The sequence below is a fragment of the Novosphingobium profundi genome, assembly GCF_018491765.1.
In the GTDB taxonomy this organism is placed as follows: Bacteria; Pseudomonadota; Alphaproteobacteria; order Sphingomonadales; family Sphingomonadaceae; genus Novosphingobium; species Novosphingobium profundi.
This window is the reverse complement of the sequence record NZ_JABWCU010000021.1, coordinates 1-22,598: the sequence shown is the minus strand read 5'-3', so window position 1 is coordinate 22,598 and position 22,598 is coordinate 1. Positions and strand designations below refer to the sequence as shown.

17 protein-coding genes and 1 pseudogene are annotated in these 22,598 nt (G+C 69.1%); 10 read left to right on the top strand and 8 right to left on the bottom strand.

Annotated elements, in window-relative coordinates; translation table 11 throughout:
- Positions 1-57: 57 nt before the first annotated feature.
- From HT136_RS21365 to HT136_RS21355, 3 genes are read right to left on the bottom strand one after another with little or no spacing between them, the layout of a single operon-like run.
- Entirely contained in the window at positions 58-1,407 is a 1,350-nt protein-coding gene (locus HT136_RS21365) for a TolC family outer membrane protein (protein ID WP_214201888.1), read from the bottom strand.
- Positions 1,404-4,517 carry an efflux RND transporter permease subunit gene (locus tag HT136_RS21360; protein WP_214201887.1) on the bottom strand — a complete coding sequence of 1,038 codons (3,114 nt, stop codon included), beginning with the start codon at positions 4,515-4,517 and terminating at the stop codon, positions 1,404-1,406. The genes HT136_RS21365 and HT136_RS21360 overlap by 4 nt, the downstream gene beginning before the upstream one ends.
- Positions 4,514-5,626, bottom strand: a complete 1,113-nt coding sequence (locus HT136_RS21355; protein ID WP_214201886.1) for an efflux RND transporter periplasmic adaptor subunit — start codon at positions 5,624-5,626, stop codon at positions 4,514-4,516. Before HT136_RS21355 ends, HT136_RS21360 begins: the two co-directional genes overlap by 4 nt.
- 289 nt (positions 5,627-5,915) lie before the next feature.
- Between HT136_RS21355 and HT136_RS21350 the strand changes: the two genes are divergently transcribed.
- The 5 genes from HT136_RS21350 to HT136_RS21330 all read left to right on the top strand — a co-directional run bounded on the left by HT136_RS21350 (position 5,916) and on the right by HT136_RS21330 (position 9,973).
- Positions 5,916-6,182, top strand: coding sequence for an EF-hand domain-containing protein (locus HT136_RS21350; RefSeq protein WP_214201885.1), 267 nt, complete (start codon positions 5,916-5,918; stop codon positions 6,180-6,182).
- Positions 6,183-6,304: 122 nt separating this feature from the next.
- A complete protein-coding gene (locus HT136_RS21345; protein ID WP_214201884.1) occupies positions 6,305-7,069 on the top strand; it encodes a response regulator in 765 nt (254 codons plus the stop codon).
- Between the two features lie 10 nt (positions 7,070-7,079).
- On the top strand, positions 7,080-8,408 hold the full coding sequence (locus HT136_RS21340; protein WP_214201883.1) for a sensor histidine kinase: 1,329 nt from the start codon (positions 7,080-7,082) through the stop codon (positions 8,406-8,408).
- Between the two features lie 91 nt (positions 8,409-8,499).
- On the top strand, positions 8,500-9,036 hold the full coding sequence (locus HT136_RS26665) for an RcnB family protein (RefSeq protein ID WP_214201882.1): 537 nt from the start codon (positions 8,500-8,502) through the stop codon (positions 9,034-9,036).
- Between the two features lie 136 nt (positions 9,037-9,172).
- The gene (locus HT136_RS21330) at positions 9,173-9,973 is read left to right on the top strand and encodes a hypothetical protein (RefSeq protein ID WP_214201881.1); all 801 of its coding nucleotides are present in this window, start codon (positions 9,173-9,175) and stop codon (positions 9,971-9,973) included.
- On the opposite strand, the gene HT136_RS21325 is transcribed toward HT136_RS21330, so the two are convergent.
- Positions 9,895-10,860 (bottom strand): LysR substrate-binding domain-containing protein, encoded by a 966-nt coding sequence (locus HT136_RS21325; RefSeq protein ID WP_214201943.1) that lies wholly within the window; start codon positions 10,858-10,860, stop codon positions 9,895-9,897. The genes HT136_RS21330 and HT136_RS21325 overlap by 79 nt on opposite strands.
- Before the next feature lie 110 nt (positions 10,861-10,970).
- On the opposite strand from HT136_RS21325, the gene HT136_RS21320 reads away from it, so the two are divergent.
- Positions 10,971-12,029, top strand: coding sequence for a YeiH family protein (locus tag HT136_RS21320; RefSeq protein WP_214201880.1), 1,059 nt, complete (start codon positions 10,971-10,973; stop codon positions 12,027-12,029).
- Between the two features lie 67 nt (positions 12,030-12,096).
- Here HT136_RS21320 and HT136_RS21315 read toward each other — a convergent pair whose 3' ends face one another.
- Genes HT136_RS21315 through HT136_RS21305 form a run of 3 tightly spaced genes read right to left on the bottom strand, consistent with a single transcriptional unit; the run spans position 12,097 to position 16,183 of the window.
- Positions 12,097-14,481, bottom strand: a complete 2,385-nt coding sequence (locus tag HT136_RS21315; protein ID WP_214201879.1) for a beta-glucosidase — start codon at positions 14,479-14,481, stop codon at positions 12,097-12,099.
- Positions 14,478-15,074 (bottom strand): NADPH-dependent FMN reductase, encoded by a 597-nt coding sequence (locus tag HT136_RS21310; protein WP_214201878.1) that lies wholly within the window; start codon positions 15,072-15,074, stop codon positions 14,478-14,480. Before HT136_RS21310 ends, HT136_RS21315 begins: the two co-directional genes overlap by 4 nt.
- Positions 15,071-16,183: an LLM class flavin-dependent oxidoreductase gene (locus tag HT136_RS21305; protein ID WP_214201877.1), complete on the bottom strand. Its 1,113-nt coding sequence runs from the start codon at positions 16,181-16,183 to the stop codon at positions 15,071-15,073. Before HT136_RS21305 ends, HT136_RS21310 begins: the two co-directional genes overlap by 4 nt.
- Positions 16,184-16,275: 92 nt before the next feature.
- Between HT136_RS21305 and HT136_RS21300 the strand changes: the two genes are divergently transcribed.
- Together HT136_RS21300 and HT136_RS21295 are read left to right on the top strand one after the other, a co-directional pair.
- Positions 16,276-16,953 (top strand): TetR/AcrR family transcriptional regulator, encoded by a 678-nt coding sequence (locus HT136_RS21300; protein WP_214201876.1) that lies wholly within the window; start codon positions 16,276-16,278, stop codon positions 16,951-16,953.
- A gap of 221 nt (positions 16,954-17,174) precedes the next feature.
- Complete coding sequence (locus tag HT136_RS21295) at positions 17,175-19,355, top strand: TonB-dependent receptor (protein WP_214201875.1); 2,181 nt, start codon at positions 17,175-17,177, stop codon at positions 19,353-19,355.
- A gap of 427 nt (positions 19,356-19,782) precedes the next feature.
- Here the strand turns inward: HT136_RS21295 and HT136_RS21290 are convergent, their stop codons facing one another.
- The gene (locus HT136_RS21290) at positions 19,783-21,006 is read right to left on the bottom strand and encodes an MFS transporter (RefSeq protein WP_214201874.1); all 1,224 of its coding nucleotides are present in this window, start codon (positions 21,004-21,006) and stop codon (positions 19,783-19,785) included.
- Between the two features lie 171 nt (positions 21,007-21,177).
- Between HT136_RS21290 and HT136_RS21285 the strand changes: the two genes are divergently transcribed.
- Complete coding sequence (locus HT136_RS21285) at positions 21,178-22,290, top strand: Gfo/Idh/MocA family protein (RefSeq protein WP_214201873.1); 1,113 nt, start codon at positions 21,178-21,180, stop codon at positions 22,288-22,290.
- A gap of 31 nt (positions 22,291-22,321) precedes the next feature.
- Positions 22,322-22,598, top strand: a pseudogene (locus HT136_RS21280) (sugar phosphate isomerase/epimerase); the annotation flags it as partial.

The following is a 22,598-nucleotide window of genomic DNA, read 5'->3' as shown; positions in this document are numbered from 1 at the left end:
CCGTCTCCTTACAGGCCCATTGGCGAATTTCCTGTTAACGCTGTTTGCCCTTGGCGTTCAGTCCCCGCGCATGTCGCGTTCGAGCGCACGCACGTCCTCTTCGCCGAGCTGGCCCATGGCCGCGCCGAGCTGGAGGCGCGCCTGCAGGTAGTCGTAGATGGCGCCAAGCCGGTCGCGGTCGGTGCCGATGCTCTGTCCCTGGGCGTCGAGCACGTCCTCCTGGGTGCGGATGCCGACTTCGAGCCCGGTTGCCGCCGCGTCTTCCTGCGCCGTGGCCGAGCCGGTCGCGGTGCCCAGCGCCGCGATCCGGCGCGCGCCGTTGCCGACCGCATACCAGGCCTTCTGCGCCTGCAGGCGCGCGTCGCGCCGCGCGGCCTCGAGTTCGCGCGTGGCCTGGAGCGTCAGCGCCTCGGCCTCGCGCCGCTGCGAGGCGAGGCCGCCGCCCGTATAGAGCGGGATGGTCACCCGGATTCCGGCCGAGGCGGTCTCGATGCGGTCGGGGATCACGCCGTTGCCGCTGTCGCCGCCAAGCCGGTACTGGCCCTGATAGCTGGCGACGCCCTCGACCACCGGACGTCCGGCCAGACTGTAGCGGTCGACGTCGGCGCCCGCCGCGCGCGCGGCGTGCTCGGCGGCCAGGACGGCGGGGGCCTGATCCTGCGCCGTCGCGGTCGCGGTGTCGAGCGAGACGGGGGGCAGGCCGGGGACGAAATCGGCGCGCGGGCGCTCGAGGCCTTCGCCCGAAAGCCCGGTCAGTTCGCCGAACTGGGCCCGGGCAAGCGCGAGGTCGGTCTCGGCCGCGATGCTCGCGACCTTGCTCTGGTCGCGCCGCGCCTCGGCCTCGCGCACGTCGGTGATGCGCGCGCGTCCGGCGTCGAAGCGGGCCTGCGCGCTCTTTCGCTGTTCCTCGGCCGCCTCGTACTGGCGCCTGGTGGCGGTCAGCGAATCTTCGGCCGAAAGCACCCCGAAATAGGCCTGCGCCACGCGCAGCACGAGCTGCTGCTGCTCGCCCGCGAACTGCACGCGCGCGCTCGCCGCCTTTTCGTGAAGCTGGGTCGCCTGTGCGGCCTTGGCGGCGTCGTAGATCGGCTGCACCGCCTGGACGGCGACGCTCGCCCGGCTGCCCGAACGGCTGCCCGAGAAATAGGGATCAAGGTCCTCGGGCAGCTGGGCGTTGGTCTCGGTGCGGCCGTACTGGTAGCCGCCCTGGGCCTGGACGGCGGGGCGCTTGAGCGCGCGGGCCTGCGCGTCGGCCTCGTTTCCCGCATCGCGCGCGGCCCGGGCGGCGGCGTGGTCGGGATCGTGGCGCAGCGCGGCGGCGGTGGCCTCGAGCAGGTCGGTGGCCTGCGCAGGCAGGGCAAGGGCACAGAGGGCGCCGGCGGCGCAAGTGGCGAGAAAGCGGTTCATCGGGTGGGCTCCTCTCCGGCCGGGGCGGCCTTGCGGCGGTCGAAGACCAGCTCGTAGAGCGCGGGCAGGACGATGAGGGTGAGCAGGGTCGCGACCATCAGCCCGCCCATGATCGCCCAGGCCATCGGGCCCCAGAAGGTCGAGCGGGTAAGCGGGATCATCGCGAGGATCGCGGCGAGTGCGGTCAGCATGATTGGGCGCAGGCGGTGGACGGCGGCTTCGCGCACCGCCTCGCGCATGGTGCGGCCGTGGCCGGAGAGCGCGTCGATCTGCGCGATCAGGATCACCGAATTGCGCAGCACCATGCCGAACAGCGCAAGCGAGCCGAGCATGGCGACGAAGCCGAAGGGGATGCGGAAGGCGGCCATGATGAGCGCGACGCCGATCATCGCCAGCGGCCCCGTTGCCAGCACCACCAGCATGCGCGGCACGTCCTGGAGTTGCAGCATGAGCAGCACGACGATCGCGAAGACGGCATAGGGCACGGCGGCCAGGGTGGCGCGCTGGCTGATTGCGCTCTGCTCCTGCGAGCCGCCCTGGACGATCGAGGCGCCCGCAGGCAGCTGCGCGCGCAGCTTCGCGATCTCGGGTTCGATGCGGCGGGTGAGTTCGCTCGCCTGTTCGCCCTCGACGTCGGCCGAGACGGTGATCGTGGGCTGGCCGTTGCGCTGGTAGAGCACCGAGGGTTCGCTCGCCGCCTCGACGTGGCCAAGCTGCGCGAGCGGCACCGTGCCTTGCGGGGTTGCGATGGGCAGCATGGCGATGCGCGCGGGATCGGTGCGTTCGGCTTCGTCGAGGCGCAGGATCACGTCGAGCCCGAGGTCGCGGTCGCGGTAGGTCGTCGTGCCTGCGCCGGAAAGGGCGGTCTGGAGCGATTGCTGGACGGTCTTGGTCGAGAGCCCGAGGGCGCGCACCTTGTCCTGGTCGAGGCGCACGCGGATGGCCTTGAGCGGTTCGCCGAGGTCGGAATTGACGTCGCGCGTGCTCGCCTCCTGGCGCAGCAGCGTCTCGAGCCGCTCGGCGACGGGTTCGAGCGCGGCCAGGTCGTCGCCTGCGATGCGGTACTGCACCGGCTGGCCCACCGAAGGCCCGTTCTCGAGCCGGCTGACGCGGCCGCGCACCTCGGGAAAACGGGTGGCGAGCAGGTCCTGCACATGGGCGATCACGTCCTCGCGCGCCTCCTCGCCGGTGGTCTGGAGCACCAGTTCGGCGAGCGTCAGGTCGGGGGTCTGCACGTTGAGCGGCAGATAGAAGCGCGGCGAACCGCCACCGACGTAGCTCGTCACCGACGTCACCCGGCTGTCGCCGGCAAGCAGCACTTCCATGCGCGTCGCCAGCGCCTGGGTCTGCGCGAAGCTGGCGTTGCGCGAAAGCTGGAGGTCGACGACCACTTCAGGCCGGTCCGAGGCGGGGAAGAACTGGCGCGGCACGGCGAACTGGAACAGCGCGAGCGAGGCCACGAAGAGAGCCGCGCTCACGCCGACCACGAGCTTGCGGTGGGTGAGGCAGTGTTCAAGCACGCGGCGAAACCAGGCGTAGAAGCGGCCGGTGTACTGTTCGTCGGGCTCGGGCGCGTCCTCGCGCGCGTTCTCGCGCTGGGGCAGCAGGTGGAAGGCGATGTAGGGGGTGAAGATCACCGCGACGATCCACGAGAGCACAAGCGCGAGCGCGATCACCTGGAACAGCGATTTCACGTATTCGCTGGCGGTCGCCTGGCTCATCACGATGGGCAGGAACCCGGCGACGGTGATCAGCGTGCCGATGAGCATCGGCTTGGCGGTCACGGTATAGGCGCTGACCGCCGCGCGCAGGCGCGTCCAGCCCGCCTCGAGATGGGTCGCGATCGATTCCACCACGATGATCGCATCGTCGACGAGCAGGCCGAGCGCGATGATCAGCGCGCCCAGCGAGATGCGCTGGAGGTCGATGCCCATCATCAACATGCCCGTGAAGGTCATCGCCAGCACCAGCGGGATGCACAAGGCGACGACGATCCCCGGCCGCCAGCCGAGCGAGAGGAAGTTCACCGCGAGCACGATGACGATCGCCTCGAACAGCGAACGGGTGAATTCGCCCACCGATTCGTCGACCACGCGGGTCTGGTCGGAGACGGTCGCGATCCTCATTCCCAGCGGCATCTCGGACTGGAGCTGCGCGACGGTGTCGCGCAAGTTCTCGCCCAGCCGCGCAACGTCGCCGTCCGAGCGCAGGCTGATGCCCACCGCGACGGCATCGTGACCGCCAAAGCGCATCGTGAAGCTCGCCGGATCGACGGGCTTGCGCTCGACGCGCGCGATCGAATCGAGCCGGACGCTGGTCCCGTCGACGAGGATCGGGGTGGCCGTGATGTCGGCGAGCGCGTCGTAAGCGCCGCTGACCTGCAGGCGCACGCGTTCGGGCCCGGCCTCGACGATGCCCGAGGCCGCGACCGCGTTGGTGCCCTCGAGCGCGTCGGCGATCGCCTGCGGGGTGATCCCGGTGCCGGCCAGGCGCGCGCTGTCGTAGGTCACGTAGACCGCCTCGTCCTGGTCGCCGACAAGTTCGGTCTTGGCGACGTCGGGCAGTTGCTGGACGCGGTCGCGCAGGGTCTGGGCGTAGCGGCGCAGGGTCGGCTCGCCGAACCCCTCGCCGGTGATGGCGTAGATGTTGCCGTAAGTCGTGCCGAACTCGTCGTTGAAGGCGGGGCCGACGACGCCGCCCGGCAAATCGGCGCGGTTGTCGGTGACGGTCTTGCGCACGTCGTACCAGATGTCGGGAATGCGGCTGCTCTTGACGGTCGAGATCAGGGTGACGTTGATCGTGGCACGGCCGGGCAGGGCCTTGCTCTTGACGTAGTCGATCTCGGGGATGTTCTCGGCCAGCATCGTCTCGATCGGCTTGATCACCTGCTGGCCCATCTGCTGGGCACTGGCACCCGGCCAGCCGACGGTGATCATCATCGTCTTGACGGTGAACTCGGGGTCCTCCTTGCGGCCGAGCGAAAGGTAGGAGAGGAGGCCCGCCACGCTCGCCACGGCGATGAGGAAGCCGACGAACTGGCGGTGTCCCAGCGCCCAGCGAGACAAGTTGCCGTCGCGCGGCTTCGCGGCGTTTTCGCAGGTGTCGCTCATGAGGCGGGCACGTCGACGATGCGGATTTTCTCGCCCGCGTGGAGGAGCTGGACCCCGGCGGTGACGAGGGTTTCGCCCGGCTTAAGGCCCGAGACGACGCGGATCGTATGGCCGCTCGGCGTGCCGAGGCGCACCGGGCGCGGGGACACGGTGAGGGTCTTGCGGTCGACCACCCAGACCTGCGCGCGCGCGCCGTTCTTCGCGTCGCGGCCTTGCGCGACGGCGCTCAGCGGCACGTCGAAGCTCGCCGGGCTATCGCCGCTCCGGGCCGGTTCGCACACGACGTGAAGCTCGGCGCTTTCGCCCATCGCCAGCACGCCGGGCGGCACGTCGACCGTGACCCGCGCCGCGAAGGTGCGCGTCGCCGGATCGGCGGCCCCGGCGATCGAGTGGAGGTGCGCGGGATAGCGCTTTTCGGGCTGGCTCCAGCTGCTGACGCTGAGCGCGGCGGCGCGGCGGACCTGGTCGAGGCCGCCTTCGGGCAGCGCTACCGCAATCTCCACTTTGCGCGTGTCGGCCAGCATGACCACGCCCTGGCCGCCGCCCACGACCTGTCCGACTTCGCCCTCGACCTGGGTCACCACGCCCGCGCGCGGCGCGCGCAGCGTGGTGCGGCCCAGTTGCGCCGAGGCGGTGCCTGCTTGCGCGGCGGCGGCGCGCAACTGCGCGTTAGCCTGCGCGGTCTCGGCCTGCTTCTGGTCAAATTCGGCGGGCGAGATGAAGCCCTTGGCGAGCAGTTCGCGCGAACGGGCGAGGTCGGCGCGCTGGGTGGCGGCCCCGGTCCGCGCGGCCGCGCTCTGCGCCTCGGCGCTGTCGAGCGCGCGGGCGTAGTCCTGCGCATCGAGCCGCATCAGCACCTGGCCCGCGCGCACCATGTCGCCCGGCTCGACCGCGCGCGCCACGATGCGTCCGGCGACCTCGAAGCCGACCTGGCTTTCGAAGGCCGAGCGGATCGTGCCGGTAAAGCGCGTCTCGTAGCTATGGGCTTCGCGCGAAAGGGTGAGGACGGCGACGGGGCGCCGCTCGTCCTTGGCGGGCGCGTCGTGCGAGCAGGCGCCAAGCAGCAGCAACAGCGCGCTGGCGGGAAACAGGGGGCGAAGGGGGGGCATCGTGGTTCCATGGCCGGGGAGGGGGGCGACGGCGCGCCCCGGTGCAGGTCGAGACCCGGGCAATGGCGGGTGCGTGCAACAGCCGATCATGGCCAATGTAACCGATTGTTGCAGAGCGGCCCGGGGCCATGCGCGCCATTTTCGGCCGGAACCCGTGCTGTTGGCGGCGGGGCGCAGGTTCGTTACAAACGGAAATGTCTCTTCACGTTTGTCGCGAACGGGAGCCGCGCAGACCGGCTAAGGAAGGGGCAGCTCACCTTGCGAGTGACGCGAACACGAAGGATTTTCGATGAAGGCACTTCCCCTTTTGCTCACCCTGGGCGCCCTGGCGGCGAGTTCGACGGGCGTACGCGCGCAGACCGCCCCCACGCCCGAACAGCAGGAACAGGCGCGCGCGATGTTCGCCAAGATGGACACCGACGGCGATGGTGCGCTCTCGCTCGCCGAATGGACGGCCTCGGGCCACCGTGAGCGCGGCTTTGCCTTCGTCGACACCGACAAGGACGGCAAGGTCACCCCCGCCGAACTGCGCGCCGCCGCCGCCAAGCGGCGCTGAGCCTACCCACTCCGCCTCGCGGGTCGCCCCCCTCCCGCACCATCCGGGCCTCGCCCGGACGTGCGGGAGGGGGTATTCGCCCCAGCTCTCCGCTACCCGATGCGCCAGGAAGACCCGACCCGATGACCGTCCCATTCCCGGAAAATCGCGCGCAGGTCGCGCACGAGGCCCCCTCGCAGGGCACGATCGCGGTGGTCGAGGACGATCCGGGCATCCGCGAGCTGGTCAAGTCGCTGCTCGAGCGCGAAGGCTTCACGGTCATGGCCTTCGAAGGTTCGCGCGGTCTCGACGAGAACGTGCTGGCGCGGCTCGACTGCCTGATCCTCGACCTCATGCTGCCCGGCGAGGACGGGCTCGACATCTGCCGGCGCCTGCGCGTCGAAATGCCGCGCCTGCCGATCCTCATCGTCACCGCCAAGGACGATCCGATCGATCGCATCATCGGGCTCGAGCTGGGCGCCGACGATTACCTCGCCAAGCCCTTCAACAAGCGCGAACTGCTGGCCCGGCTGCGCTCGATCATCCGCCGCACGCGCGACATCGTGGCCGCCGGGGGCGAGGAGATCGGCGAGACCTTCCGCTTCGAGGGCTGGGTGCTGCGCGCGAGCGCGCGCGACCTCACCAACCCGGCGGGCGAGCCGGTGCTGCTGACCACCAGCGAGTTCGACTTGCTCCACGCGCTCGTGCTCCATCCGCGCCGGGTGCTCTCGCGCGATCTCCTGATCGACTGGACGCGCGGGGGGGCGGCCAACCCGTTCGACCGGGTGATCGACGTGCAGATGAGCCGGCTTCGCCGCAAGCTGGGCGACCAGCCGCGCGGCTCGGGCATGATCCGTACCGTGCGCGGCGACGGCTACCTCTTCGTGCCGAGCGTCGTGCGGACGTGAGCCGCGGCTGATGGGCCTGCGTTCGATCCGCCTGCGCGAGCGCATCGCGGTCATCGTCGTCCTCCATCTCCTGGCGATGATCGCAATCATCGGGGTCTTCCTGAAGTTCGCCGATCCGGCGCACATGGAGCCCTTCTACCGGCTGCCCGACCCGACCAAGGTGGCGCTGATCGCAGCCGCCTTCGAGCGCACCCCGCCCGAAACCCACGCGCAGCTCGACCGGGCCTTCAGCGACGCCACCTTGCGCGTCACGCTGCGCTCCGCGCTTCCGGCCGCGATGCCCGGCGCGGTCACCCCCGAGACGCTCGTGCGTTACCGCGACGCGCTCGGGGGACGCCCGTTCCGGGTCCAGGTCTTCGGTTCGGACGTGCCGCGCAGCTTCGAGGACCAGCCCGGCATCACCTCGAGCCCGATCCGCGTCACGGTCCAGCTTCCCGATGGGCAGGCCTTCGCGGTCGAGCAGAAAGTGACCGCGCCGATCACCAAGATCCTGAGCAATCTCGTGCTGTTCCTGCTGGTCGTCACCGTTCTCGACATTCTCGTCGTGCTCTGGCTCGCGGCGCAGTCGACGCGGCCGGTCGAACGGCTGGCCCGCGCGGTGCGCGAGGATCGGCTCGATACGGTGGACTTGCCCGGTCCGCGCGAATTCGTCGAACTGGGCGAGACGATCCGTGACCTGAGGGCGCGGCTCAAGGTCCTGCTCGAGGAGCGCACGCGCATGCTGGCCGCAATCGCGCACGACTATCGCACTTATCTGACCCGCATGGACTTGCGCAGCGAGTTCATCGAGGACCCCGAACAGCGCCGCCTCGCCGCGCAGGACATTGCGGAAATGCGCGACCTGCTCGCCGATACGCTGACCTTTGCGCGCGAATCCGCGAGCGGCGCGACCGAGCTCGCGAGCTGCGAGCTGCGCACCGAACTGGCCGCGCTCGCGCTCGAGCGGGGGCGCAGCGCGCAGGACATCGCGATCGCGCCGGTGGGCGAAAACGTGCAAGTGTGCGCCTCGCACCTCTCGTTCCAGCGGATGATGGCCAACCTGCTCGACAACGCGCTGCGCTATGGCGGGGGCAGCGCGCGGGTGCGCGTGCTGGTGGAAACGCACTGCGTCCACATCCTCGTCGAGGACGAGGGCCCCGGGGTTGCCGAAGGCGATCTCGCGCGGCTGCTGCGCCCGTTCGAGCGCAGCGAGCCTTCGCGCGCGCGGCAGACCGGGGGGGTGGGCCTGGGCCTCTCGATCGTGCAGGCGCTGGCGCGCCGCTACGAGGGCGACCTGCGGCTCGAGAACCGCCGCGAAGGCGGCTTCCGCGCCATCCTGACGCTGCGCCGTGAGCGCTGAGCGGGGCCTGAGAAAAATCGTTACATTGTGCGCGAACGGCGTTTGCACGGGGAGGCCAACCTCGGGGAGTACCAGATAGGAGCCCCCCGACGTGAATGTTCCAGACCCTTTCCTCACCCGGCGCCGCTCGCGCCATGGCGTTGCGCTGGTCGCTGCGCTGGTCGGCGGCCTCGCCCTTGCCTTCGCGCTGCCCGCCGACGCGCAAGGTGGTCCCCCGCCGGGGGGCCATCCCCCGTCGGGCCACGCGCCGCCGCCGCACCATCATGACGGCCACGGCGCTCCCCCGCCGCCCCGCCACGGCCACACGAACGTCGTGGTGGTCGACCGCGGGCGGCCGGGATGGTGGCGCGGGCATCCGGGCTTCGTCTACTACAAGGGCCCGCGCGCGGGGTACTACTTCGCGCCCGGCTACGGCTATTACGCGGTGCCGCGCGCCTATGTGCACACGACCTGGGTGGTGGGCGTCACGTTCCCGGTCGAGATGCGCCGCTACGTCGTGGTCAATCCGGCGGGTTACGGCCTCGCCCCGCCTCCTCCTGGCTACGGCTGGTACTTTGCGGGCACCAACTTCGTGCTGATCCGCCAGTCGAGCGGGGTCATCGTCCAGTCCGTCGCGGGCGGCTGGTAGTTCCAGGTCCCCGATCGAGGCAGGTCCGGGCGCGCTCTTCGCCCGTGCCCGCCTCGATCCGGCGCGCGCAGCCCGTCCCCCAAGCCCCCCTCGTGCTGCGCGCGCCACCCCCATTTCCCAGACCAAGCGAGACGCCATGAAATCTCCCTTCCTTCCGCTGCTCGCGGCGCTGGCCCTGTTGCCCGAAGCGGCCGGGGCGGCGACGCCGCTCGCGCTTACCCCCGAACACCTGGGCGCCGAGACCGCGCGCTACGACCACGGCACGCCGACAGTGTCGCTCAAACTCCCGCAGGGCACCGTCGAGGTCCGCCCGCTGCCGGTCGAGGACGGGCGCGTCGCCTTCTCGCTGGCCTTCTTCAACGAGGGCGAGCGCGCGGTAAATTTCGGGACCGCCAATGTCGCGGTCACGCGCGACGGCACGCCGCTCGCGATCCCCACCTCCGAGCAGCTCGAACGCGCGGCGAAGGACAAGGCGCGCGGCGCCAAGATCGGCACCGCGCTGTTCGCCGGGGTCGTGGTCGGGGTCGCCTCGACCGCCTCGCGCGAGGGGACCGTCTACCGCTGGCATGGCGATCCGCACCATGGGCCTGGTGGCCCGGGGTATGTCGAGGCGATCCACTGGCACGACGACACACCCGGCCAGGTCGGCGCGGCGATGGCGGTGACGGGCGGCGCCATGGCGATCCGGGGGATCGACCGCAAGCTCGACTACACCCTTGCGCAACTCGGCGCGCAGGCGCTCGAGACGACCACGGTCGATCCGGGCAGCAGCTACGGCGGGATGATCGTCGTGCCCGGCGCGGCGAGCGGGGGCTCGTACGCGCAGTTGCGCCTGACGGTGACGATCGAGGGCGCGCGCTATCCTTTCGCGTTCCGCTTGGCTCCCGCCGGAGCCGCGCCCGCAGCGCCGATGCCCGCCACGCAGCCGGCTCCCTGATTCGCCGACCTCTCGGGCCAGCTCTCGACGAGACTCAGGAAAGCTTCGGCCGCGCGCGTGCGGTAGCGCTCCTTGTGGCGCAGCGCGAAGAAGGGCCTTGCGGGGAAGGCAAGAGATGCGGCGTGGAGCGTGCCCGAGGCCAGCGCCGGCGCCACCACCAGCGCGGAAAGCGCGGCAAGCCCTGCGCCCGCCTCCACCGCCGTGCGCACGCTCTCGTTCGAGGGCAGGGTGAGGTGGACGTCGAGCTCCTCGGGATCGAGCCCAAGCGCGCGCATGTGGGCGGCCCAGGCCGAGCGCGTTCCCGAGCCTTCCTCGCGCAGCACCCAGGGCGCCGCGCGCAGCCACGGCGCGTCGATCGTCTCGGGTCCGAACGGGGCGGCGCGCACCAGCACGAGCCGATCCTGCCCGAGCGTCCAGCGGGCGAGCGCGGGGTCCTCGACCAGTCCTTCGACGATGCCGAGATCGGCCTCGCCCTCGCGCACCCGCCGCGCAGCCTGCTGGGTGTTGGCAATCTGGAGCGTGAGGCCCAGCGCCGGGTAGGTCCGGTGAAAGGCGGCAAGGATCGGGGGCAGCCAGTAGGCCGCGATCGTCTGGCTGGCGACGAGGGTGAGCGTCCCGCGTTCGAGCGCGCCGAGTTCGCCCAGCACGGTCTCGGCCTGCGCGGCGCGGGCGAGCACCGCGCGCGCTTCGGCCAGGAACAGCCGCCCCGCCTCGGTCAGCGCGATGCCGCGCCCGACCCGGTCGAACAGCTTGACGCCGTGGCGCTCCTCGAGCGCGGCGATCGCCGCCGAGGCGGCGGACTGGGTGATGTGGAGGGCGCGCGCCGCAGCGGTGACGTGTTCGCGCTGCGCGACGCCCACGAAGATCCGCAACTGGTCGAGGGTCATGCGCAAGGCGTTACCACGAATGATCATGATTGACGATTGAAATGACAAGATCAATCCGTTGGAAGGATTGAACGCGGCGGCCTAGCTCGTGGTGCGAAAGGAAATCGCGCATGTCCCGTCTCTTCGATCGCTGCCGCGCGCACATACCCGGATTGCTGCTCTGCTTTCTGGTGAGCGCGCTTGCCTATGGTCTCGAGCACCTTGAGCGCGCGCGCCTCGGCAAGGCCTGGGTGGAGGCCCTGGTGCTTGCGATCCTCGTCGGAACAGTCGTGCGCAGCCTCTGGACGCCCGGCCGCCGATTTCAGGCGGGGATCGACTTCAGCGCCAAATTCCTGCTCGAACTGGCCGTCGTGCTGCTCGGTCTCTCGGTCAGCGCGGCGACGATCCTGGCGGCGGGGCCGGGCCTGCTATGCGGTATCGCCGGGGTGGTGGTGCTCGCCATCTTCACCAGTTTCGCGATCGGGCGCCTCCTGGGACTGCCCCTACGCATGGCGCTGCTGGTTGCCTGCGGGAACTCCATCTGCGGCAATTCGGCGATCGCGGCCGTGGCCCCGGTGATCCGGGCCGACAGCGACGAGGTGGCCGCTGCGATCGCCTTCACCGCCGTGCTGGGCGTGGTGGTCGTGCTCGGCCTGCCGCTGCTGGCCTTCGCGCTCGGCCTGACGGGCGTGGCGTTTGGCGCGCTGGCCGGGCTCACCGTCTACGCGGTGCCGCAAGTGCTGGCGGCGGCGCCGCCGCTGGGCGCGGTGGCGGTGCAGACGGGCACGCTGGTCAAGCTGGTGCGCGTGCTCATGCTGGGGCCGGTGTGCCTGGTGCTCTCGCTTCTCGCGCCGCGCCTCGCCGGGGCGCCGCCGCGCGCGGACGAGACGGTCGCGGGCGGCGGGGAGCCCCGAGCTCCGGGGCTCGCCCATCTCGTGCCGTGGTTCATCGCGGGCTTCCTGGCGTGCGTCGCGGCCCGCTCGCTGGAGCTGGTGCCGGGCGCGCTGATCGCGCCGGCGCAGGCGCTTGCCAGTGGCCTTACGGTGGTCTCGATGGCCGCGCTCGGGCTCGGCGTCGATGTGCGCACGGTGGCCGCGGCGGGAGGGCGCGTGAGCGCGGCGGTCGTCCTCTCGTTGCTGGCGCTGGGCGCGATCAGCCTGGCGCTGCTCGCGCTGCTCGGGCTGGCCTGATCGCGCCCCCGTCGTCCTTTCCGGAGGGCCTTCCGGAACCCTGCGCGGGCAGGGCTCCGGGGCACACTCAGTTCGAAGCGAGCGCGGCGTTGGCCACGACCACGCCCTCATCCTCGCAATGGCGCGCGAGACGCAGGCCTCCGGAAGGCGCAAGCGCCGACCACCTGTCCTCGCTCCAGATCCTGAGCGCCATGGCTTCGAGCGGCACGGCGACGCGCCGCCTTTCGCCGGGGGCCAGGGTGAAGCGGGCAAATCCCACCAGCGCGCGTTCGGGTTCGTCGCGGTAGACCTGCACGACGTCGCTGACTTCGCGGGCGTGGGGGTTCGCCAGTGTCAGGTGGAGCTGGTCGCCGTCGAGGCCGGGCTCGGACCAGTCGAGCACGCCATAGCCAAGGCCATAGCCGAAGGGATAGCGGGCGCGGTGTCCGGCGGCGGCCAGGCCGCGATAGCCGATCGCCGTCCCCTCGCGATAGGGCAGGCTGCCGTCGGCCTCGGGGGTGAGATCGAAGGCGGGGTAATGGCTTTCCTGCGCGGCGATGGTTACCGGCAGGCGGCCCGAGGGTTCGCGCTGGCCGCTCAGCACTTCGGCGAGCGCACGGGCATAGCCTTCGCCCGGATACCACACCGAAAGCAGCGCCTGCGCGGTGTCGGCAAAGCCGGCGTCGAAGGCATGGCCGACGTTGACGATCACCGCCGTGCGCGGGTTGGCGGCGGAGACCGCGTCGATGAGGTCAAGCTGCCCCTGGGGGAGCCGCGTGTCCTTGCGGTCCTTGCTTTCCACGCTCGAATCGGAGGTCTCGCCCACGAAGAGCAAGACGGCCTCGGCATCGCGTGCGGCCTCGACGGCGCGGGCGAGCATTTCCTCGGCGCTGTCCGGCCCGCGCAGGCCGTACCACAGGCCTGCCACCCGGCCCCCGGTCCAGTCGAACTCGACCGTCACGGTAATTTCCTGCCCCGCCTCGAGGCGCAGCGTCACCGCGTCGCTGTCGCCGCGCTTGAGGTGGCCCATCACGTCCTTGGCTGGCACCGCGCCGCCGCAGCGGATCACTTCCTCGCCATCCACGAGGATGCGCGCCAGCCCGGTCGAGCCGAGGTGGAAGCTGTGCAGGCCCGTATGCCGCGCGGTGTAGCGGCCTTCGGCGCGCAAGGAGCCGGGCCTTGCGAAGTCGGCGGTGTCGTCGTGCACGCCCACGAACCAGACGAGCGAATTGGTGTTGCGCGTCTCCGCGCTGCGCACGGGTCCCGCGCAGCCGGGCTGGTCGTAATAGCGCACGGTGAGGCCTGCCGTGCAGCCATCGCCAAGGTCGTGCGCGGGCACGAGGGGCATCGCGGGCAGGCGCGGCTGTGGGTCGATGCCCGGTTCGCAGACCACTTCGCAGGTCTCGCCATAGAGCGCGCGCAGCGTCTCGACCGGGGTCGGCGCCTCGGGCGAGATCGAGATCTTGGCGAAGGTACCACCCTGGAAGCAGGGCGCGAAGGCGTTGGGTCCGATCACCGCGAGCCGCTTCACCTCTCCCGGAGCGAGCGGGAGCATGCTGCCTTCGTTGCGCAGCACGGTGAAGCCCGCCGCCGCCGCTTCGACCAAAGTCTCGTCGACGTCGTGCGCGTCCGGGGCCGGTGCCTTGGCGCCGGTCGCCTTGCGCGCGGTATATGCGACACGTGCGGCGGCATCGGCGATCCGCGTGGCCTCGACTTCGCCGCTCTCGACGAGCGGCAGGAGTTTGCTGCCCATGAAGCGGGCGGGGCCGGGCATCTCGAGATCGAGGCCTGCCGAGATCGTGCCCACGCTCGAATGCGTGCCGAACCAGTCGCTCATCACCAGCCCGGGGAAGGCCCATTCGCCCTTCACGATGTCGGTAAGGACGTGCGCCTGTTCGGAGCACCAGGCGTCGTTGACCTTGTTGTAGGCGGCCATGAGGCCCGCGCATCCCGCGTTGACGCAGTATTCGAAGGGCAGCAGGTAGACTTCGCGGAGCGTGCGCTCGTCGACGCGCACATTGACGTTGTCGCGGTCGGTCTCGCTGTCGTTGCACACGAGGTGCTTGGGAATGGAGGCGGTGCCCGTTGCCTGCAGGCCCTTCGTCCACTCCGCCGCGAGCACGCCGGTCAGCACCGGGTCCTCGGAGAAGTATTCGAAGGCGCGCCCGGCAAGCGGACTGCGGGCCAGGTTGACGTTGGGGGCGAGCACCGCGTCGATCCCGCGCGCCACTGCCTCGTGGCCGGTCACTTCGCCGACGCGGCGGCAAAGCTCGCGGTCCCAGGTCGCGCCGAGCAGCGTCGGGCAGGGGGAGAGGCGCGCCACGTCGCGTTCGTCGACTTTGCCGCTGGCGATGCCGAGCGGCCCGTCGGACATGGTGAAGGCGGGAATGCCGGCGTAGTCGATCGCTTGCGAGGCCCACATCGCGCCGCCCGCGGTGAGCGCGCAGGACTGTCCGAGGTCAAGCGTCGTCATGCGGCGACCTCCGCGCTCGCCTGGCGCGCGCGGGCGTTCGCGACGAAGTCCATGATCTGGGCGGCCTGCGCGTCGACCGTCTCGGCGATCTGCGGATCCGCCAGCGCGCCGTCGGGCGCGAAGGGGCGCTGCGCCACCGAATTGACCGCGATGCCGATGGGGGTGGGCCATCCGCGCATCGCGTGGACGACGTCGCGCAGCGCCGAAAGCGTGGTGCCGCAAGCCTGCCTGCCCGCCGCCGTGACGAGCAGGCCGACCGGCATGCCGTCGAAATAGCAGCGCGCGTCCCCGCGCAAGTCCTCGAGCAGGTCGACCGCGTTCTTCACCAGGCCCGAATAGCCGCCGTGGTAGCCGGGCGAACCGATGACGAGCGCATCGGCCGTGCGGACCGCTTCGACCAGTTCGCTTTCCTCGGGCGTGCGCGCCGGGTCCTCGGGATTGAAATGGGGCAGGCGGGCGAGGAACGGGCCGTCGAACAGGACCACCTCGCCGCCCCGCGCCGCGCAGGCCTCGAGCACCGCGCGGACCATGCGCTCGCTGGAGGAACCTTGCCGGTTGGTGCCGCCGATCCCGACGATCCGCGGCGCGCTCATGCCGGAACCGCCGCGCGCAGGGCAGGCATGACCTTGCTCGAAAGCAGTTCGACGGTCTGGTTGCCCAGTTCGAGGCGCTTTTGTGTCAGCGGGCCGGTGGTGGTGCCGCACAGGATATTGCCGATGCCCAGCTCCTGATACGGCATCAGGTGCTCGATCACGGTCTCGGGCGAGCCGTAGAGACACCAGGTGCCGATCCAGTCCTCGGAGAGCGCGTTGGGGGTGCGGTCGGTCTTGGTGTTGGCCGCGTCGCTCTCGGCGCGGGCGTTGAACTCGGCTTCGCGCTCGACCGCGTCCTGATAGGCGCGCAGGATCACTTCAAGCTCTTCGCGGGCCTGGTCATCGCTCTCGGCAACGTGGACGCACTGGTAAGTGTGCGTCGTCCAGTCGAGCGCGGAGGCGACCACTTCGGGGGCATGGCCCGCGTCCTCGAGGAAGCCCTTGTAGATCCCGAACCACTTGGCGACGTGCTCGAACGGCTCGGTGCCGCCGATCCGGGGCGGGGTGAACGCCGGGATGAAGGCGGGCCAGCCGTTCTCGGCCGCCCGGCGCGAACTGGCCTCCTTCATCGCGACGGGCATCAGGCGCGCGTGCCCGGGGCTATAGGGCGCAGGCGTGATGCGCTGGAGCACGCGGCCCTTGTAGGGACCGTTGTCGATGACGACCGCGGGGTCTTCCATCTGCTTGGCCCAGAGCTGCTCGATGATCTCCAGGTTGCCGTCCGAGATCCGGCCCGCATCGCGATAGTCGACCGCAAAGCCGATCATCTCCTCGGGCGTGGTGCCCGAACCCACGCCGACGAGCAGCTTGCCGTCGGTCAACTGGTCGAGAACGTTGATGCGCTCGGCAAGGCGCACCGGATGGTGCAGCGGCACCGAGACCACCGAGAAGCCGAAGTGCATATGCGGCATCTGCGCGGCGAGGTACCCGGCGAAGATGAAGCTGTCGCTCGCCACCGGCATGTAGCCGTTGAAGTGGTGGTCGGGCAGGAAGATCGCGTCGAAATGGTTCTGGCTCGCCAGTTTGGCGTGGCTTTCCAGATCCTTCATCAACTGGCGATCCTGCTCGGGACCAAGCGAACGGGCGTTCAGGAAAACGGAAAAACGCAAAGGAACCTCCCCCGGTGAATAGGTCCCGCCTTGGGGCGGCGACTCTCAATTAGAATTGACGTTCTGATTTTGATAAGCTGATGATGGCACCCATGTCAATCAAGCCCGCGCCGCGTTCCGGCAAAAACACGTTTGCCGTCGATACGGTGAGCCGCACGCCCCTGCAGGGGCGCAGCAAGGCCTCCTTCGAACGGATGCTCGCCACCGCGCGCAAGCTGATGCTCGAGCGTGGGAGCGAGGAATTCACGCTCCAGGACGTCAGCAAGCAGGGCAACGTCTCGATCGGTTCGATTTACCTTCGCTTCGAGAGCAAGGAGAACCTCGTGCGCGCGGTGATCGCCGATCACCTTGGCGACATCGCCAAGGCCGAGGACGCGATGATCGACACCTTGCGCGCGCAAAGCTCGACGCTATCCGAATTCGTGCCGCGCTACGTCGAGGCCTTTGCCGAGCTGTTGCGCGAACATGCCCCGCTGCTGCGCCTCAGCATGATGCGCGCCGCCTTCGATCCCCTGGTGGCCGAACCGGGCCGCGCCAGCGCGAATCGCGCGGCAAAGCTCGCGACCGAGACGATGTTGGTGTTCCGCGGCGAATTTGCAGGCGAGGACAACGAAGTCCGCGCGAATGCCGCCTACCAGATCATTTTTGCGACGCTGGCCCGGCAACTCAGCCTCGGCTCGACCGGCGAATCGGTCCACCCGCAGGATTGGGGTTCGCTCAAGGTCGAGCTGGGGCGCATGTGCCTTGCCTACCTGACCTGCAACCCCTGAGCGCCCCACCAGAACCCTCCTGACGACTTGCCTCGCGCGGCCTCCCTACGGGAGACGGCGCGCTCGGTGTTGCCTGAAATCCGCATTCGCGCTTGCGCGATGCAGGCGTTTGTCATGAGGCTTGACGGCTCCCCATCCCACCCTTAATTAGAACTCAAATTCGAGTTTTAATAACTGACGGTATGGGAAAATTCCCGACCGCGCATTTTGGGAGGAATGCCGTGAAGCTTCATCACCTGCTCATTTCCGTGTCCGCGCTCGCCGTGCCCCTGCCGGCCCTGGCGCAAAGTGCCGACGAAGGCGACACCGCCGCGCAGCAGGGCCTTGGCGACATCATCGTGACCGCCAACCGCGTCGCCTCGAGCGCGCAGGACACCGCCACCGCGCTCAACGTCTATTCGGGCGATGCACTGCGCGACCAGGGCATCGCCTCGGTCCGCGACCTGACCGCGATCGACCCCAGCGTGAACATGGCGACTTCGACCGGTTCGGCCTATGTCGCGGTGCGCGGCATCGCCTCGACCGACGTGACCGAGATCGGCGACCCTTCGGTGCCGGTCGCGCGCGACGGCTTTTTCACCAACCGCTCGTTCTCGCTGGCCTCCTCGATGTACGACCTCGATCGCATCGAGGTGCTCAAGGGCCCGCAGGGTACGTTGCAGGGGCGCAATTCCACCGGCGGCCTGATTTCGATCATCACCAAGCGCCCAAGCTTCGAGAACGGCGGCTACGCCTCGCTCGAAGTGGGCAACTACGGCACGTTCAACAGCGAGCTGGGCGCCAATCTCGCGCTCACAGACACCCTTGCGGTGCGCGCTTCGGGCACGTTCCAGAGCCACGATGGCTATCGCCGCTCCGACGGCGTGATGCGCCGCCTCGACGACGAGAACTTCGCCTCGGGTCGTATCCAGGCGCTCTATCAGTCGGGCGGCCTGAGCGCCTTGGTCTCCTACCAGCACGATTCGCGCACCGTCGATGGCGACGCGCAGTTCACCCGCCCTCTCGAGACCGCGATCGACGTCGACAACATCGGCAAGGCCAGCTCGAACGTGCCCCAGTCGACCAGTGTCACCCTGGACCGCATCCGTTGGGAACTGTCCTATGCCGCCGACATGGGCCTCAACTTCATGTACCAGGGGGGCTATGACACCGCGGAGTGGAACAACGTCCTCGACGCGACCGGCGTCGCCTATCCCTTCGCGTCACGCCAGTTCCGCCAGAACGAAAAGCCCAAGACCTGGAACCACGAATTGCGCATCAGCAACGAGAAGACCAACGGTCTCTTCGTGCAGGCCGGCTTCTTCTACTTCTCGGAAGACAACACGATCGATTCGGGCGTCTTCGACTACGACATGTACGCGCCCTTCGCGGGTACGCCGTTCGACTTCTCGCGCACCTACGGGATCAAGTTCGACTACGACGTGAAGACGCGCTCGAAGGCGGTGTTCGGCCAGCTCGAGTATGATCTGACCGACACCCTGACCGCGAGCCTTGGCGGGCGCTACACCTGGGACAAGAAGGTTCGCGAGGGCGGGTCGGTGCTCAATCTCGCCGCGCTGGCCTTCCCGATGCTCTCGTCCGTGCCGTTCTCGGTGGATGGCTCGGGCAACATGAAGGAAAGCAAGCCAACCTGGCACGGCGGCCTCGAATACAAGCCCACGCCCGACACCATGATCTACGGCAAGTACGATCGCGGCTACAAGCCGGGCGGCTTCAACTCGAACGGCAGCGCCGCCTCGATCCCCTATGGCTCGGAAACCGTGGACGCGTTCGAACTGGGTACCAAGAACTCGCTGCTGGGCAACACTCTCCAGATCAACGCCGACATCTTCTACACCAACTATCGCGGCTACCAGGCCTCGCAGACCGCCGACGCGCTCGACGGCAGCGCGGGCACGTTCAACGTGGGCAGCGCGAAGATCTATGGCGCGGAAGGTTCGATCAACGCGCTCGTGGCCGAACACACCCGCCTGGGGGTCAACGGAACCTACCTGCACACCAAGTTCGGCCAGAACATCGAGGTGAACGACGGCGGCGGCGTGGCCCAGCAGATCGGTGGCAACCAGTTGCCCAACGCCCCCAAGTTCGTGGTGACCGGTTCGGTCGACCAGGACTTCATGATGCCCGCCGGCAAGGTCACCGCGCACGTCGACGTGAAGTATTCCTCGAGCTACTATTTCAGCGTCTTCAACAACGCCGATACGCGCTCGCCCGCTTACGCCATGGCCAACGCCACGCTGGGCTACGCCTCGGACAACGGCTGGAAGCTGACCGCCTTCGTGAAGAACATCTTCGACAAGAACGTGCTCTCCTACGCGGCGCGCAATTTCAATTCCGACCTCAACACCTACCAGTTCCAGCCCCCGCGCACCTTCGGTGTGCGCGGCAGCGTGGACTTCTGATCCCGGCTTTCGCCCCCGGATTAAGCCCCGGGGGCGGAGTGATCGCGAAAAGGCCCCGCCGGACACATGTCCGGCGGGGCCTTTTCGTATGTGGGGCCGGGGAGGGCTGCGGTGCGCTGGTTTGCCGAGGTGTCGTGGTGCGCGAGGGGCGGGGCCGCAAGGCGGGGCGAACCCTTTTTGGCTGCAAATGCCAGCGCGTGGATCCGTCGGCTAATTGCGAGGTAAGGCTACCTGGTGGGGTCGGCGGACCGGTCCCCGGACATTGGGCCTTCGCGCGGAAGGCCTTCGCGACGCCATTGGGTGGTTCTGCCCCGTCGCACGTCGTCGCTGCGGCGCTGCCGGGCGTCGCCCCGCAACAGCCACGAAAAAGCCCGGCATGGCGCTTGGCCATGCCGGGCTTCTCGATATCCGCGAAAGTGCGACGGCGTCAGGCCATGACGCGCGTTCCGGTGCCGCCGATCCCGGCGCGGACCAGGGCACCGGCGGTCACGACCAATGCGGTGATCCCCGCGCACAGGAACGCGCCCTGCATCGAGCCGACGAGGCCGACCACGTTGTGCACCAGCCAGGGCGAGCTGAACTGGCCGAAGAAGAACGCCCCCGTCCAGATTCCCATGCCGCGTCCGCGATGCGCGAAGGGGAACTTGGTCTGCGCCCAGGCGATCAGCGTGGGCACGGCCATGCCCGCGCCGGTCTGCTGGATGCACAGGCCCGTGATCATCTCGGCCGGACCGCGCGCCAGGCCGATGATCGCAAGGCCGGTGCCCAGGATGCCGAGGAACGTCCCAAGCTGAACCGCGTTCGACCGGCCCGAGAGCAGGCGGAAGATCAGCGCCCCCACCATCACGAAGAGGCTGGGCAGGAAGCTCATCTGGGCGACGGCGGCGGGATCCTTCACGCCGATCTCGCCGAAAGCGATCGAGCCATTGACGATGAAGACGTAGTATTGCGCCGAGGCGAAGAGCGTCATCGCGGCGACGGCGATGGCCGCCCCGAAGGGGAAGGCGCTGGAGCTGCCGTCGTGATGGCTGGCGTTGGGTTCGGGATTGTCGTGCGCGGCTGCGCCCTTGGGCTCGAACAGGAAGGCCAGCATCGCGAGGAAGATCGGGAAGGCGACGAGGTAGACGAGGAAGCCGCCGTTCCAGCGCACGCTTGCCACCATGCCCGAGAGCAGGATCACGCCCGAGGCGAGGAAAGGTCCCACCACGCCTTGCAGGAACAGCCAGTTGCGGCGGCGCTCGTCGTCCCAGTAGTCGCCGATGAGCGTGTTGACGATGGTCAGGATGCCCGCCTCGCAGATGCCGAGCGCCAGGCGGCTCGCGAAAATGTGGTCGAGATCGTCGAGGAAGAAGGGGAGCGTGCCGAACACGCCGTAGAACAGCGTACAGCCCAGCAGCAGCCGGCGACGCCCGAAGCGATCGACGAAGAAGCCCGCAAACGGGGCGAGAAGCGCGACCGTAAGCCCCGGTGCGGTGACCATCAGCGGCACTTTCGAGGCGGCGTCGGGGTCGGTCTGGAAGTGCCCGATCATCGAGGCGACGATCGGGAACATCGAGACGATCGCAAAGATCGGCAGAAAGCCGGCGGCAACCAGCGTGATCCCCTGGGGGACGAGCGTGAGGCGACTGAAAAAGCGCGAGATCGGGTTCATCCTACTCCCAACTGCGTTCTACGTGACGCATATTAGAACCTATATTCCTATCTGGTATCGCTCCGCTTGACCCAGGTCAATGACTTAAATCTTGCCATTCGCGGCTTGACCGTGGGGGCTCGATCAAATTAGAATACTAATTACAAAACGTCGGGAGAAGGAAAGGTTCGCATGGCTCGCCTGCGCATGGGACTGGTCGGCGGCGGACCGGGATCGTTCATCGGTCCGGTGCATCGCCTCGCTGCGGAAATGGACCGCGAAATCGAGCTGGTGGCTGGCGCCTTCAGCAGCGACGCGGCGCGCTCGCGCCTGGCGGGAAGCGCTTATGGCATCGACCCTGACCGGGCCTATCCCGATCTGGCGACGATGCTCGCGCGCGAGGCCGAACGCGACGACGGGATCGATTTCGTCGCGGTCACCACCCCCAATTTCCACCACCTGCCCGCCGTGCGCGCGGCGCTTGCGGCGGGCGTTGCGGTGATCTGCGACAAGCCGGCCACGGCCACGCTCGAGGAAGCGCGCGAGATGGCGCGCCTCGTCGCCGAGAGCGGCGTGCCTTTCGCGCTGACCTATACCTATTCGGGCTATCCGCTGGTGCGCGAGGCGCGCAGCCGGATCGCGGCCGGGGAGCTCGGCGCGATCCGCAAGGTCCTGGTCGAATATCCGCAGGGCTGGCTGGCCGGGGAGGCCGCGGGCAAGCAGGCCGAGTGGCGGCTGGACCCGGCGCGGGCGGGGCTGGGCGGGTGCATCGCGGATATCGGAGTGCACGCCTTCCAGCTGGCCGAATTCGTCACCGGGCTCACGGTCAGCGAACTTCTCGCCGATCTCGGTGCGGTGGTGCCCGGACGCGTTCTCGACGACGATTGCCAGATCCTGCTGCGCTTTGCCAACGGGGCGCGCGGCTGCCTGCTCGCCAGCCAGATCAGCGTGGGTGAGCGCAATGGCCTGCGCCTGCGCGTCTATGGCGAAAAGGCGGGCCTCGACTGGAAGCAGGAGTGCCCTAACGAACTGCGCCTGATGCATCTCGACGGACGCACCGAACTGATCCAGGCGGGCGACGCCGCGCTCGGCCCCGCCGCGCTGGCCGCCAGCCGCACGCCGGGCGGACACCCGGAAGGTTACCTCGAGGCCTTCGCCAACCTCTACCGCGATTTTGCAAGAATGCTGCGCGGCGAGGAAGGTGCGCTCGTGCCGGGAATGGCCGATGGCCTTCGCGGCATGCAGCTGATCGACACCGCCGTGCGCGCAAGCCGCGAAAACCTCGGCTGGGTCGCGTTCCCCTAACCGTTTCCTCCCGTTTCAAGGCCAGCACGACATGAAGACCATCAAGGGACCGGCGATCTTCCTCGCCCAGTTCGCCGGGCCGCAAGCCCCTTTCAACAGCCTCGAGAGCATCGCCGAATGGGCCGCCGCGCTCGGCTACGAGGGGATCCAGCTGCCCAGCAACGACGCGCGCCTGTTCGATCTTGAGAAGGCGGCCGAAAGCCAGACTTATTGCGACGAGATCACCGGCATGCTCGCCGACAAGGGGATCGCGATCACCGAGCTCTCGACCCACCTCCAGGGCCAGCTCGTCGCGGTCCACCCGGCCT

Bases quoted from the DNA above. Each gene is read 5' to 3' on its own strand.
- HT136_RS21365 (WP_214201888.1), bottom strand. From the start codon at position 1,407: ATGAACCGCTTTCTCGCCACTTGCGCCGCCGGCGCCCTCTGTGCCCTT.
- HT136_RS21360 (WP_214201887.1), bottom strand. From the start codon at position 4,517: ATGAGCGACACCTGCGAAAACGCCGCGAAGCCGCGCGACGGCAACTTG.
- HT136_RS21355 (WP_214201886.1), bottom strand. From the start codon at position 5,626: ATGCCCCCCCTTCGCCCCCTGTTTCCCGCCAGCGCGCTGTTGCTGCTG.
- HT136_RS21350 (WP_214201885.1), top strand. From the start codon at position 5,916: ATGAAGGCACTTCCCCTTTTGCTCACCCTGGGCGCCCTGGCGGCGAGT.
- HT136_RS21345 (WP_214201884.1), top strand. From the start codon at position 6,305: ATGACCGTCCCATTCCCGGAAAATCGCGCGCAGGTCGCGCACGAGGCC.
- HT136_RS21340 (WP_214201883.1), top strand. From the start codon at position 7,080: ATGGGCCTGCGTTCGATCCGCCTGCGCGAGCGCATCGCGGTCATCGTC.
- HT136_RS21330 (WP_214201881.1), top strand. From the start codon at position 9,173: ATGAAATCTCCCTTCCTTCCGCTGCTCGCGGCGCTGGCCCTGTTGCCC.
- HT136_RS21325 (WP_214201943.1), bottom strand. From the start codon at position 10,860: ATGACCCTCGACCAGTTGCGGATCTTCGTGGGCGTCGCGCAGCGCGAA.
- HT136_RS21320 (WP_214201880.1), top strand. From the start codon at position 10,971: ATGTCCCGTCTCTTCGATCGCTGCCGCGCGCACATACCCGGATTGCTG.
- HT136_RS21315 (WP_214201879.1), bottom strand. From the start codon at position 14,481: ATGACGACGCTTGACCTCGGACAGTCCTGCGCGCTCACCGCGGGCGGC.
- HT136_RS21310 (WP_214201878.1), bottom strand. From the start codon at position 15,074: ATGAGCGCGCCGCGGATCGTCGGGATCGGCGGCACCAACCGGCAAGGT.
- HT136_RS21300 (WP_214201876.1), top strand. From the start codon at position 16,276: ATGTCAATCAAGCCCGCGCCGCGTTCCGGCAAAAACACGTTTGCCGTC.
- HT136_RS21290 (WP_214201874.1), bottom strand. From the start codon at position 21,006: ATGAACCCGATCTCGCGCTTTTTCAGTCGCCTCACGCTCGTCCCCCAG.
- HT136_RS21285 (WP_214201873.1), top strand. From the start codon at position 21,178: ATGGCTCGCCTGCGCATGGGACTGGTCGGCGGCGGACCGGGATCGTTC.